Origin of the sequence: Herbiconiux sp. UC225_62, from assembly GCF_042694625.1 — a bacterium.
Lineage (GTDB): Bacteria > Actinomycetota > Actinomycetes > Actinomycetales > Microbacteriaceae > Herbiconiux.
In genome coordinates this window covers 2,759,182-2,771,845 of sequence record NZ_CP170551.1, presented here as the reverse complement: position 1 = coordinate 2,771,845, position 12,664 = coordinate 2,759,182, and the positions used below count along the sequence as shown (strand labels likewise).

13 protein-coding genes are annotated in these 12,664 nt (G+C 69.4%); 3 read left to right on the top strand and 10 right to left on the bottom strand.

The window, feature by feature from the left end; all coding sequences use genetic code 11:
* Positions 1 to 32 precede the first annotated feature (32 nt).
* The 4 genes from ACFJGU_RS13505 to ACFJGU_RS13490 form a co-directional block, all read right to left on the bottom strand.
* Positions 33 to 377, bottom strand: a complete 345-nt coding sequence (locus tag ACFJGU_RS13505) for a hypothetical protein (protein ID WP_382304021.1) — start codon at positions 375 to 377, stop codon at positions 33 to 35.
* Complete coding sequence (locus ACFJGU_RS13500; RefSeq protein WP_382304020.1) at positions 377 to 811, bottom strand: prevent-host-death protein; 435 nt, start codon at positions 809 to 811, stop codon at positions 377 to 379. Before ACFJGU_RS13500 ends, ACFJGU_RS13505 begins: the two co-directional genes overlap by 1 nt.
* Positions 812 to 1,005: 194 nt before the next feature.
* Positions 1,006 to 2,049, bottom strand: coding sequence for a GlxA family transcriptional regulator (locus tag ACFJGU_RS13495; RefSeq protein WP_382304019.1), 1,044 nt, complete (start codon positions 2,047 to 2,049; stop codon positions 1,006 to 1,008).
* A 47-nt stretch (positions 2,050 to 2,096) separates the two neighbouring features.
* Positions 2,097 to 2,774 (bottom strand): nuclear transport factor 2 family protein, encoded by a 678-nt coding sequence (locus ACFJGU_RS13490; protein ID WP_382304018.1) that lies wholly within the window; start codon positions 2,772 to 2,774, stop codon positions 2,097 to 2,099.
* 161 nt (positions 2,775 to 2,935) lie between these two features.
* On the opposite strand from ACFJGU_RS13490, the gene ACFJGU_RS13485 reads away from it, so the two are divergent.
* The 3 genes from ACFJGU_RS13485 (at position 2,936) to ACFJGU_RS13475 (ending at position 5,878) form a co-directional block, all read left to right on the top strand.
* Complete coding sequence (locus ACFJGU_RS13485; RefSeq protein ID WP_382304017.1) at positions 2,936 to 3,958, top strand: zinc-binding alcohol dehydrogenase family protein; 1,023 nt, start codon at positions 2,936 to 2,938, stop codon at positions 3,956 to 3,958.
* 77 nt (positions 3,959 to 4,035) lie between these two features.
* The gene (locus tag ACFJGU_RS13480; RefSeq protein ID WP_382304016.1) at positions 4,036 to 4,971 is read left to right on the top strand and encodes an NADP-dependent oxidoreductase; all 936 of its coding nucleotides are present in this window, start codon (positions 4,036 to 4,038) and stop codon (positions 4,969 to 4,971) included.
* A gap of 46 nt (positions 4,972 to 5,017) precedes the next feature.
* The gene (locus tag ACFJGU_RS13475; protein WP_382304015.1) at positions 5,018 to 5,878 is read left to right on the top strand and encodes an enoyl-CoA hydratase/isomerase family protein; all 861 of its coding nucleotides are present in this window, start codon (positions 5,018 to 5,020) and stop codon (positions 5,876 to 5,878) included.
* A 21-nt stretch (positions 5,879 to 5,899) separates the two neighbouring features.
* Here ACFJGU_RS13475 and ACFJGU_RS13470 read toward each other — a convergent pair whose 3' ends face one another.
* The 6 genes from ACFJGU_RS13470 to ACFJGU_RS13445 all read right to left on the bottom strand — a co-directional run bounded on the left by ACFJGU_RS13470 (position 5,900) and on the right by ACFJGU_RS13445 (position 12,661).
* The gene (locus tag ACFJGU_RS13470; protein ID WP_382304014.1) at positions 5,900 to 7,021 is read right to left on the bottom strand and encodes a hypothetical protein; all 1,122 of its coding nucleotides are present in this window, start codon (positions 7,019 to 7,021) and stop codon (positions 5,900 to 5,902) included.
* A gap of 95 nt (positions 7,022 to 7,116) precedes the next feature.
* On the bottom strand, positions 7,117 to 8,373 hold the full coding sequence (locus ACFJGU_RS13465; RefSeq protein WP_382304013.1) for a YbhB/YbcL family Raf kinase inhibitor-like protein: 1,257 nt from the start codon (positions 8,371 to 8,373) through the stop codon (positions 7,117 to 7,119).
* Positions 8,370 to 9,641 carry a threonine/serine exporter ThrE family protein gene (locus ACFJGU_RS13460; RefSeq protein WP_382304012.1) on the bottom strand — a complete coding sequence of 424 codons (1,272 nt, stop codon included), beginning with the start codon at positions 9,639 to 9,641 and terminating at the stop codon, positions 8,370 to 8,372. Before ACFJGU_RS13460 ends, ACFJGU_RS13465 begins: the two co-directional genes overlap by 4 nt.
* The gene (gene fumC / locus ACFJGU_RS13455; protein ID WP_382304011.1) at positions 9,641 to 11,113 is read right to left on the bottom strand and encodes a class II fumarate hydratase; all 1,473 of its coding nucleotides are present in this window, start codon (positions 11,111 to 11,113) and stop codon (positions 9,641 to 9,643) included. Before fumC ends, ACFJGU_RS13460 begins: the two co-directional genes overlap by 1 nt.
* 31 nt (positions 11,114 to 11,144) lie before the next feature.
* Positions 11,145 to 12,185: a cupin domain-containing protein gene (locus tag ACFJGU_RS13450; protein ID WP_382304010.1), complete on the bottom strand. Its 1,041-nt coding sequence runs from the start codon at positions 12,183 to 12,185 to the stop codon at positions 11,145 to 11,147.
* The gene (locus ACFJGU_RS13445; protein ID WP_382304009.1) at positions 12,182 to 12,661 is read right to left on the bottom strand and encodes a lipocalin-like domain-containing protein; all 480 of its coding nucleotides are present in this window, start codon (positions 12,659 to 12,661) and stop codon (positions 12,182 to 12,184) included. Before ACFJGU_RS13445 ends, ACFJGU_RS13450 begins: the two co-directional genes overlap by 4 nt.
* Between the last annotated feature and the right edge of the window lie 3 nt (positions 12,662 to 12,664).

Sequence of the window (12,664 nt, the reverse complement as noted above, 5' to 3'; positions counted from 1 at the left end):
GCCTCACGACAGCCCAGCGCAGCCCGTGGCGCCTACTTCGTGGCGTTCGGATGACGCGTGTGAACCTGCTCGAGGTACACCACCCGGCCTGCCACGTAGAACCAGATGCGGGCGTCCTCCTGCCGGGTGGGCTTGTGCTGCCACCTCTCGTGTTCGTCTCCATGGCGTGTGACGATACCGAGCGCGCCCTTCAGCGGATAGTTGGTCGGCGTCACCTCGAGTGGAGTGCGCGTCAAGAAGTCCCACGCGTCGACCAGCGCATTACGACTGGTCGCCAGCAGGTCTCGCCACCCCTTCTGCGCCTGAACCGAAGCGAAGCGGATTTCGTACTCTGCCCCTTTCGTCGGGCGGTCGACCTTTATGTCTTTCCCGACCATTAGGGGCGGTCGACCCGAACCTCGTCACTCAGCCAGTCGACTGGTGAGTCACGCAGCCCGGCGGCAAGCGCCGACGCCGTCTCACGCCACGAGGTCAGCTCCGCCGCGATCAGATGTACCTGCCCTGTAGCGAAGGATGCCCGGGCCGCGTCGACGAGATCATGAGCGCATCGCACCCGATCAGCCTCATGCAGGGCGAGCATCCACGGAAATGCGTTCGCCATCCGCTGGGAGAGAGTGCCGCGTTCATCGATGGCCACTGCAATCAACTGGGCAGCGAACTGAAGCAGTTGCTCACGAGCATCGGCGTCGCGTTGCGACATCAACACGAGATCCTCCCCGTCGCGTCGCGTGACGCTGACAGGCGCCTCCTCCGCTGCCGCGAAAACCCGCGGGGCATTGCGACTCAAATCAGAAGACGGAAACGCGCGCATGCATTCATCATACTTCAGAACACGTTCAGAAGTATTGTCTGCAACCAACCCGATCACTGTACGTGTCGCCCTTCATATAAATGACTGAATCTCATCTTATCCTGAGGCGGACACCTCACGGGCGGTGTCGCGATCGGTGCGTGCCATGCAGCACCTCGCCGCCGCGGCGCGCGCTGCGTGAAGGCGCCTGGCCGCTAGGCGCTCTGTGCGACCGCGACCGAGACCGAGGGCGCGACTGCGAGCGGGGGCGCGGCGGCGGCGCGGGTGTGGAGGCGGTGGGCGCGGGTCTCGGTAGAGCGGAAGGTGTGGCGGTAGGCCAGCGGCGAGACGCCGAGGGCGGCGCCGAGGTGGTTGCGCAGCGAGGTTGCCGTGGCGTAACCGACGGCCGCGGCGATGGCGTCGATGCCGAGGTCGGTCGATTCCAGCAGCTCGCGGGCGAGCGCGAGCCGCTGGCGGGTGAGCCACTGCCGCGGCGCCAGGCCCGTCTCGGCGCGGAACCGGCGCGCGAACGTGCGCTCGCTCATGTGAGCGTTGCGGGCGAGCGCGCTCAGGGTGAGCGGCTCGGCGAGCCGGGCGAGCGCCCATTCCCGGGTGGGGGCGGTGGAGGTGTCGGGCGCATCCGGAACCGGCCGCTCGATGAACTGCGCCTGCCCGCCGTCGCGGTGGGGCGCCACGACGCAGCGGCGCGCGGCCCGGGTCGCCGCCTCCATGCCGTGGTCGAGCCGGATCAGGTGCAGGCACAGATCGATTCCGGATGCCGCCCCCGCCGAGGTCAGCACCTCGCCGTTGTCGACGAAGAGCACGTTCTCGTCGATCTCGATCTCGGGGTACCACTTTCGGAACACCGCTTCGCACTGCCAGTGCGTCGTGGCCGTTCGGCCGGTCAGGATGCCCGCCGCCGCCAGCGTGAAGACACCCGTGCAGATCGAGACGATCCGCGTGCCGGGCCGGATGTTCGCGAGCGCCGACCGCACGTCGTCGTCGAGTTCGCGGCGCAGGAAGGACGGGTCGACGGGCGCCACAATGACCGTGTCGGCTTCACCCAGCGCATCCGGACCGCGTGCGGGAACGACGTCGAAACCGGCGTTCGTCGTGATCGCTCCACCCGTGGGCGTGCAGAGCACGACCTCGTACGCCTCGTCGGTCGCGCCGAAGACCCGCGCGGGAATGCCGAGTTCGAAGGGATACGCACCGTTCTGAGCGAGAACGACGACGCGGTGAGGCGTTGAATCAGGCATGGCCTAATTCTATGGCACCGCTACGAACCCGCCAAGGCGCACCGGGATCAGAAGGCCCCGTTGCCGTGCGGGAACTCCTTGGGCACCGGCGCGACCAGTCCCCAATGCTCGACGATCTTCCCGCCGTGCACCCGCCACACGTCGTTGACGATCACGGGGCCGTCGAGCTCGCCCTCGGCGCGGGTGTACACGAGGTCCCCTTCCGCGATGGCGGCGTGGATCGCGACGTAGGAGACGGCCAGGCCGTCGACATCGATGCCGCTGTCGTTCGCGACATACGCGGATGCGGCGGCGTGGTCCCCGCCCACGAGGATCTTCTCGGCCCACTCGGTGACGAGAGCCTTGTTGGCCGCGCTGTCTCCAGTCTCGGTCGACGCACCGGCACCGGATGCCGCGTGCGTGGCCCCCGCCCCGAGCGCATCCCAGTGCTCGACGACCCGGCCGTCCACCACGCGCCACACGTCGTATCCCGTCAGCGGCACCGGCGCGAATCCCGTGAACACCCCCTCGGTCACCACCAGGTCGCCGTCGGCGATGACCCGCACGAGCTCGTAGCCCGACGCCTTGGGGAGACGGCTGACCAACCCCTTCAGCCCCTCGACACCGTCCGGACCCAACGCGGAGTGCTGCACGTAGACCGGGCCGAAGACCTCGTCGACCACCGCGAGGTCCTTCTGATTGAACAGGCGCTCGGTGGCGCTGACGACGATCTGCTTGGCTGACAACGGTGCTCCCTTTGGTCATCCGGTCTGCAACCGGGCAGAGGCGAAGCTACCGGGGCGCCTGTCCAGGGCGGAAGCGAGCATCCGGCCATTTATCGCCAGGAACGCGCCCGCCTGCACGCCGGGATGTCCGCGCACCAGCGCCGTTGTGAAATTCTCGATGCATGACGCAGACGACGAACACGATGATCGGATACACCGCCAACCTCCCGACCGAAAACCCCGAGGCCTTCGTGGTGAGGACCGGTGAGGTGCCGGCGCCGGGCCCGGGTGAGCTGCTCGTGCGGGTGGAGGCCGTCTCGGTCAACCCCGTCGACGTCAAGCAGCGCGCGAGTGCCCCCGCAAAGGGTTTCCGCGTACTCGGATACGACGCCGCCGGAGTCGTGGAGGCCGTCGGCGAGAACGTGACCGGTTTCGCGCCCGGCGACGAGGTGTTCTACGCCGGCAGCATCGGTCGCCCCGGGAGCAACCAGCGCTTCCACCTCGTCGAGGCGCGCCTGGTCGGCCGGAAGCCGAGCACCGTCTCGTTCGGCGAGGCGGCCTCGTTGCCGCTGACGGCGCTCACCGCATGGGAGGCCGTCTTCGATCGCCTGGAGATCGACCCGGATGCGCAGGGCGACCTGCTCGTCGTCGGAGCGAGCGGCGGCGTCGGATCGGTGCTGCTCCAGCTCGTGCGGGCCCGCGCGCCTCGCGTGCGGCTCATCGCGACCGCCGGGCAGGCGAACGCGGAGTGGGTGCGTTCGATGGGTGCGCACGAGGTCGTCGACCACAAGGGCGATCTCGTCGCGCAGGTGCTCGGGCTCGCGCCCGACGGCGTGAACTGGGTGTTCTCGTCGCACTCGCACGAACAGGAGGGGCTCTACGCACGACTGCTGCGTCCCTTCGGCAAGGTCGTGGCGATCGACGACGGCCCGCGCGACGTCGCACCCCTCAAAGGGAAGAGCATCGGCTGGCTCTGGGAACTGATGTTCACCGACCCGCTGCACGTTCCCACGTCGGAGCACCAGCGCTGGATTCTCGACCAGGTGGCAGCTCTCGTCGAGCAGGGTGCGGTGCATCCGACGGTCACCGACGACTTCGGGCCGCTCTCCCCTGACTCGTTGCGGCGAGCCCACGCCGCGGTCGAGTCCGGGCGCACGGTGGGCAAGATCGTGCTCTCCGGCTGGGACGAGTCTGTTCTCGCGTAATCGCTTTGGCGGGTTCGTAGCGAAACATGACTTCTTAGTCATTGGGCGGCCGCCGCGTCTTTTCTAGCGTGAGAGACATGACAGAAACGATGCGTGCGATCATCCAAGACGAGCTCGGCGGACCGGAGGTGCTGCATCCGGCGACCGTCGACCGTCCCGAGCCGGGCATCGGTCAGGTCCTGATCCGGATGCGCGCGGCCGGCGTGAACCCGGCCGACGCGATGAACCGCCAGACCGGTGTGTTCGCCGGCACCCCGCCGTTCGTCCTCGGCTGGGACGTCTCCGGCGTGGTCGAGGCGACCGGCCCCGGCGTGACCCTCTTCGCCCCCGGCGACGAGGTGTTCGGACTGCTGCCCTTCCCGCGCGGAGCCGGTGCCTACGCGGAGTTCGTGGTCGCTCCCACGCGGGCTCTCGTGCTCAAGCCCGAGGCACTCACGCACGCTCAGGCAGCCGCGCTGCCCCTGGCGGGTCTGACCGCGTGGCAGGCTCTGGTCGAGACCGCGGCGATCGATCGCGGCACGCGCGTGCTGATCACCGGCGCGGCCGGCGGCGTCGGTCACCTCGCCGTGCAGATCGCCGCCGCGAGCGGCGCGCACGTCATCGCGCTCACCTCCGGCGCGAACGCCGATCTCGTGCGGTCGCTCGGCGCCGACGAGGTCGTGGACTACCACGCCACCGACTTCAGCGAGACGCTCGCCGATCTGGATGTCGTGTTCGACGTCGTCGGCGGCGACTATCCCCTGCGGGCCCTGAAGGTCCTGCGACCGGGCGGCATCCTCGTCTCCACACTCCCCCAGAGCGTCGGGGCCGCCGCCGCTGCGGCCCCGGAGGTCGGCGTGCGGGTCGCAGGCCTGTTCGTCGAGTCGGATCGGCTCGGCCTCACCGCCCTGGCCGGACTGGTCGCCGAGGGCGCCCTCACCCCGATCCTCGCCGCCACCTATCCGCTCGACGACGCCGCAACGGCCCACGCCACCAAGCACGGCCCGGGCAAGGTCGTGCTGCTCGCCGACTGACCGGCATCCGCTTCCCGAATTCCACCTCGCCAGAAAGGATGCGCCCATGAGCGACTCCCCGCTCCGTTACGAGCGACTCACCCCCCAGACCGCCCGCGTCACGTTCACCCATGCACCCGTCAACCTCGTGGTCGGCGCCACGGCCGAGCAGCTGGCGGGCATCGTCGACGACCTCGCGACCGACCAGCAGCTCCAGGTGCTGGAGTTCGACAGCGCGGTGCCCGACTTCTTCCTCAACCACTTCGACCTCGCCCACCTGGCCGACTTCCCGCCGGCCGACGCGGCGTCGGGTCGTGAGGTGTGGACGGACATCACCATCAAACTGACGGCCGCTCCGTACATCACGGTCGCGCGCATCCGGGGCCGCACCCGGGGTGGTGGAAACGAACTCGCGCTGGCGCTCGACCTGCGCTACGCGAGCATCGAGAAGGCGTTCTTCGGGCAGCCCGAGGTGGGCACCGCCGTGGTGCCGGGCGGTGGCGGCACCGAGCGCCTGCCGCGTCTGATCGGCCGCGACCGCGCGCTCGAGGCGGTGCTGACCTCGCAGGACTACGACGCCCTGACCGCGGAACGGTGGGGCTGGGTCACCCGGGCGCTCCCCGATGCCGAACTCGACGCCTACGTCGACGGCGTGGTCGCGCGTCTGGCCGCGTTCGATGGCACCGCGCTCGCCACCGCCAAAGCGATGGTGAACCGCGCCAGCCTCCCACCCGAGGGCGACGTGGTGGCCGCCTACGGTGAGTTCCTGCACACGACGACGCTGCCCGGGTACCGTTCCCGCGCCGGCGCGCCGCTGCCGACCGGCGAGCAGGCGCTCCAGCTCGAGTACCACCTCGGCGCGTTTCTCGGCCAGGCCGCGCTGCGACGTGCGGCGACGCCGGAGCCGGAGTCGGAGGCCCGCCAGTAGACCGGGGTCAGTAGCCCGCCGTCACTTGTCGTCGATGACCGACATGAAGCCGGCGAACGCGAAGACGGCCGGCACCGCGTAGAGCAGGATCAGCGCGAGCACCCAGCCCACCCGGCTCAGCACAGGCCAGAGCCCCCGACTGCGGTAACCGTGGGCGAGCCGCCGGCCGTCCGGCCCGATGATCCGAGCCGGGCGGGCGTACTGGCGGGAGACGCGGTCGTCGCGATAGCCCGCCGCGCGCTTGGCGATGCGGAGGGCGGGGCCGCTCAGCACGGTCTCGATGCGCTGCCACGTCGCGGCATCCGAGTAGTCCGCCGCCGAGGGGGTCGAGAAGATCACGCGGTCGTCGATGATCTCCACGTCGAACTCGGAGGCGTCATCGATGAGCGCGGCCATGACATCCGGGGTCAACGCGTAGAGCGCATCCGTGCCGTAGGTGGCCGGCGCGTAGGCGGCGAAGTGACGGTCGAAGTCGCCCTCGAGACGCAGACGCTGCTGCTTGTCGACGCTGGTCGGCAGGTCGCCCCGCGACCGCCCGTCAACGAGCGAGTCGAGGTAGAGGTGCGGCAGCGCGGAGGGAAGGGTCACGGCCAGGTATCCGCGCGTCACGGGCGTGCCGTGCAGCCCGGTGCGCACCACGAGGTTGCCGAACTCCACCCTGTCGTCACCGACCGCCACGAACCGCGGGTAAGCGGATGCCCGACCGGCCGGCTGGGCGATCAGCGTGGGCAACGGCGAACGGGCTACCGGTCGCGGTTCGAACCCGTTGGCCAGTGCGGTGAGGGTCTGCCGCCACTCGGCGAGCCGGGCGCGGGGCGACGGAGGTCGCTTCGCCCAGCGCTGCAGCAGCACGGCCGCGCCGACCCAGAGCAGCAGCACCAGCACGGCGATCGCCAGATCGCGCCAGTCGTCGGGCCCGGTGCGGTTGTCGCCGTATCCGTCGACGCGGATGCCGATCGCCATGAAGGCGATGAAGCAGTACCAGAGCAGCAGGCTCCAGGTGACGTGCACGAGCATCTGGCGCCAGGTGGGCGCCCACGCCGGGCGGGCGCTCTGCCGCTGGGTCGCCATCGCGGCCGCCACCTCGGCGGGAGGGGCGGTCAGCCACCGCGCATCCATAGCGACGGGATGCGCGGCGGTCATGTGCTCACCGTACCGAGATCGGGCCGCAGCGGCCCGGGGGCGGTCACTCGACGTGCAGCCTCAGTTCAGTGATTCGGGCAGATCCGCGAGCGCGGTCACGAACTCGCGCGAGCGCTGACCGCCGCGGCTTCGCCGACCTCCTCGGGGGCTCCGTCGACGCCGGTCTGCGCGAGGCCGATGAGCTGGGCTCGCCCGATGATGTGGGGGCGGAGGCGGAGTCCGATGATGGCCGGGGTGGCGTCGACCGCGACCTCGAGCGCCGGAATGTCGAGAGCGCTGAGCGTGTAGGTGTAGCGGTGGGGTCCGGTGCCGGCGGGCGGGGCCGCTCCGATGAACACGTCCGTGCCGTACTCGTTCCGTCGACGTGCCGCGCCGGCGGGGAGGAGCGCGTCGTCGGTTCCGGCGCCTCGCGGCAGGGATGCGATGCCGGCCGGGATGTCGATGAGGGTCCAGTGCCAGAATCCCGAGCCGCTCGGCGCATCCGGATCGAACACCGTGAGCACGTAGCTCTGCGTGCCCGCGGGCGCTCCCTCCCAGTGGAGCTCGGGCGAGCGGTCTTCGCCGCCTCCCGCGGAGCCGCGTGCCCACCGGGGCAGCTCCCCGCCGTTGCTGAAATCGGGGCTGGAGAGGGTGAAGGCGGGAACGCTTGGCAGCTTCCAGTTGGGGTCGTTCGTCATGTCGATTCCTTTCGTGATCTGGTGGATGGCCAGGAGGGTGACGGCCAGCAGGGCGGGGATCAGGGCAGCCTGATCGCTGAAGAGGGTCGCTCCGGCGGCCCCGATGAGGCACCCGCCGACGAAGCCGGCCAGGAGCGGCCAGCTCGCGGTCCACCGGGCGGCAGCGCCGGGAGCGTGACCGCGGGTGCGGAGGATGTCGGTCGCCGCGACGGTCGCGGCCACGAGATTGCCCGTCATGACGGCGGTCGAGAGGGCGCGCGGCGGCACGATGTGCAGATAGGCGTTCTGCGTGGCCATCGCGCAGACGGCGCAGATACCGATCACGATCGCCATCGCCGACCGAGGGTGCGCAGAGGCGTGGGTGGTGAACGACAGCGCACCGGCGGCCACGAGGAACGCGGCCTGCGCCCCGAAGAGCACCGATGTCACGTGCGGCGACTGCGAGCCGATACGCCGCGCCACCACGGTCGCGAGCGCTGTTGTGAGGATGAACACCGGGATCGCCAGCATCGCGACGACGTCGGGAGGAGCGCCGGTGACGAGGTCGGCAGCGACGACGACGACGTTGCCGGTGACGTGGGCGGAGAAGAATCCCCCGAGCAGCAACCAGCTCGTGACGTCGGTGACGCCGGCGATCAGGCTGAGGGATGTCGGGATGACGAGCGCCCGGTTCACGAGGGCACCCTCCGTCGGAACCGCCCGGAGAGGTGCATGGGAACGGCGAGCCCGACGGCCATGGCCATGATGATGAGCACGGCGGTGATTCCGTCGGAGATGCCGCCGAGCAGTTGAGGGTCGGCGCCACTGAACGGCAGGCTGCCGACGGCGTCGATCGCGCGGAACACGAACACGCCCGGCACGAGCGAGACCACGGCGGCGAAACCGACGCCGGCGAAGGGGATGTGGAACTTGTGCGCGACCGGGGCGAGCACGAGCCCGACGAGTAGGCACGCCAGGAACGCTCCCGCCACGATGTTCAGGCCCCACACGCTCATGGCCCACCATCGGAGCCCGTGCGCCAGAGCGCCGACGACCACGGGCCACACGATCAAGCGGTACGGCATCGAGAAGTAGACCGGGTAGGACGCGGCGGCGACCGCTGCGGCGAGAACATCGAACCAGAACGGCACGGTGCGCCCGGCCGGGTCGGTCGGAAGGTCGGTGCCGAAGATCGCCAGCGCGATCGCGAGCCCGGTGCCGATCGACAGCAGCAGAAGAGCGGCGTAGCCGAGCCGCGCGAAGCCGAGGGGGATGCGCAGGGCGAGCAGGTCGAGAGCGCCGTTCAGGATGTGGGGGCCGGGCACCAGGATCATCGCCGGGCACACGGCGATCAACCGCAGCGACGAGCTGAGGTCCGCCTGCACGGCCACTCCCCCGATGACGCCGGCGACGAACGCGGCCGCGAACACCTGACCGACCGGGCCGATGTGTGCCCGGCCGAGAAGACGACGGATGGCGCCGCCGAGGGCGGCGCTCCCCGCGGCCAGGAGCACCGCTGCGGCATCCTGTGCTCCGAAGATGATCGCCAGAGAGCCTGCCCCCGTGGCGCAGGCGAGGAGGAAGATCCACACGTTCGCCGGCCGGACCGTGCGGGCCCGGCCGAGTGCGTCGAGCAGATCGGGGCGGCCGGCCGTCCTTTCGCCGAGCCGGTCGACAGTCCGCATCAACTCGGCGACCGCGCGCATGGATATGCCGGTGGGCGGTGCCTGCACGATACGCGCGGGCAGCGCATCCTGAGCACGTCGGTCGGCGATGGTCACAGCCGTCCAGGCGGGGATGACCTCGAAATCGGCGCCGAGACCGCGGTTCATCCGCTCGACGGCCGCAAGGGTCACCGAGGTGGATTCTCCAGAGGATTGCAGCACGGCTGCGGCCTCGGCGACGAGTTTCTGCTCGGATTCCCTCGGCACCGGAGCCGCCTCGACCGTGTTCTCGCGAACCATCAGGCGCCGCCGACACCGTTCCCGACGAGGCGTGCCGGAACCACGATGCGGTCGAACTGCTCGGCGGTGACCTTGCCGGAGGCGAGGGCCGCCTCACGCAGGGTCTGGTCGTTGGCGAGCGCGTTCTCGGCGATGTGCGCGGCGTTCTGGTAGCCGATCACGGGGCTCAGCGCGGTCACGAGCATGAGGCTCTCGCCCACGTAGGAGGCGATCTTCTTCTCGTTCAGCTCGGTGCCCCGCACCGAGTAGGTGAGGAACTTCTCCACCCCGTCGCCCAGGATGCGGGCCGAGTGCAGGAAGTTGTTGATGATGATCGGCCGCATCGCGTTGAGCTCGAAGTTGCCCTGCGAGCCGGCGAACGCGACGGCCGCGTCGTCACCGAGCACCTGGATGGAGATCATCACGATCGCCTCACACTGCGTCGGGTTGACCTTGCCCGGCATGATCGACGAGCCCGGCTCGTTCGAGGGCAGCGCGAGTTCGGCGAAGCCGGTGCGCGGACCGGAGGCGAGCCAGCGCATGTCGTTGGCAATCTTCATCAACGCCACCGCGACGCCCCGCAACGCAGCATGAGCGCGCACCATCGCATCCAGCGACCCCTGCGCCTCGAACTTGTTCGGCGCCGTCACGAACTCCTTGCCCGTGAGTTCGGCGATCTTCACTGCCACGTTCTCGGAGAACCCCGCGGGAGCGTTGAGTCCCGTGCCGACGGCGGTTCCGCCGAGCGCGAGCCGCAGCAGGCCTTCGCGCGAGTGCTCGACCTCCCGGATGACGCCCTCGAGCTGCGCGGCCCAACCTGACCACTCCTGACCCACCGTGAGCGGTACGGCGTCTTCGAGGTGGGTGCGGCCGATCTTCACCACGCCCATCCACTTCTTCGCCTTCGCGTCGACCTCGGCGTGCAACGCCCGCAGCCGCGGGAGCAGACGGTCGTCGATCTCGGTGAGCGCAGCGATGTGCATCGCGGTCGGGAACGAATCGTTGCTGGACTGCGCCATGTTCACGTCGTCGTTCGGGCCTACCGGATGCTGGGAACCGAGCGTGCCGCCGAGGAGCTGGATGGCGCGGTTGGAGATGACCTCGTTGACGTTCATGTTGCTCTGCGTGCCCGACCCGGTCTGCCAGACGTAGAGCGGGAACTCGGTGTCGAGCTTGCCGACGATGGTCTCGTCGGCGGCCTGCACGATCACCTTCGCCTTCCAGCCCGGAAGCCGTCCGGCCTCCTGGTTGACCAGGGCCGCGGCCTTCTTCACGACGCCGTAAGCGCGGTACACCCCGACCGGCATGTGGTCGTTCCCGATCGAGAAGTGCTGCAACGACCGCTGCGTCTGCGCTCCCCAGTAGCGGTTCGCCGGAACCGATACGGTGCCCATGCTGTCGAACTCGGCACGCTCTCCGACGGCGTCGATACCGATCGGCACGTCGGCGTAGACGGGGGTGGCAGGTACGGTCTGCTCGGTGGTGATACTCATGAAGGAAACTCCTCGGTGATGGGCGGTTCGCTCAGGCGATCGGGTCGCGCGGGTTGTTGCGCGACACGATGAGCGGGTCGATGGGGGTGAATGGGAACTCCGGCAACTCCTTCTCGGACACCTGAAACGTCGCCGCGAGAACCTCGCGCGAGAAGGCCGTCGCCGTGGCCCGGTAGCCGACGTCGCCAGGCACGAACTGGTCGAAGAAGATCAGGAACTCAATCCCCTCTTCGCTGAGCGCTTCGATGTGGTGCGGATAGGCGCGCGGCACGAAGTAGGCCTGGCCGGGTTCGAGCTCGTAGGTCTCGACGGTGCCGTCGGGGTCGAGGACCGTCATCCGGGCGTGCCCGCTCTTGACGTAGCCGAGCTCGGCCGTGATCGGATGCCAGTGCGGTTCGCGCATCCCGCCGCCACCGATGTTCAGGGAGTACATCGACAGGTCTTCCAGCGCCGCCCAGAACTGCTTGCGGGCGAGCTTGGCCGATCCGTACGGATAGGCCAGCGGAGCGATCTGGCCTTCGGCGTCGAACAGGTGGGCGTTGGGCAGGCCGACGTTGTCGGGGATGCTCGCTTTGCCGGCGCGACGGATGATCTGCGGCGCGTCCCCGCGCGGGCACCCCGCGAACGCCGCGGCCGGCAGGTCGTAGGTGTTCCCCAGCACGGCGTCGCTCATCACGTTCACGCTGTTCTGGAAGGAGAAGTGCTGCGGATCGCCCGTGCGCAACGCCGCGATGATCTCGGCCCTCTCCTCCCCCACGTTCTCGATGTGGTACACAGCTCCGGAGGCGACGTGATACATCTGCCCGGTCTTCACCAAGAAGGTCGCGAACTCGTCACCGGTGGCGAGCATCGACACCAGCACGGTGCCTTTGGTGACGTAGGCGATCTGGTTGGAGTTGACGTTCCATTGCGGTTCCCGCAGAGCGCCGGGCTCCAGCACGATCCGCTTGAGGGCCATGCCCTGGAGGATGGGGAAGTTGCCGGTGGCGAGTTGGGCGACCGAGCCGAGGTCGCTCTCGAAGGTCGGGGCGGCCTCGACGAGGGAGGCGACGTGGCGGGACGGAGTGCTCATGACGATGCCTTTCTGTTGATGGATGGCGACGTGCGGGGGTGCACTCGTTCCCAGGTCAGTTCGACGTGCAGGGAGCGCCCGTCGGGCGAGACCATGGGGAGCGTCCTGCCGTGCAGGAGGTCTCCGTCGACGGTGAAGTGCCGAACCTGATCGCCGCCCTGCCACCCGGGGAACAGTGCGATGTCGATGTGGTGGGTGACCGTGTCGGTCTCGGGGTCGAGCGTGAACGCGCCGCCGTAGGCGATGAAGCCACGGGCCATGGCGACGACGTCGGCATCGCTGGCGCTCTGCGGGTCGGGCGAGCTACTCGCCGGACGACTCGTGCTGCCGAGCACTGCTGTGACGATGCCGTCGGGGCTGTAGCTGAGGTATCCGGCAGCCTCGGGCCCGAACTGGGGTCGTCGGGCTCCGTTCGCGAACACCTCCTCGGCGCTGACGAACGTCCAGGCGCCGACGAGGTCGTCAATGGTGGTCATGGG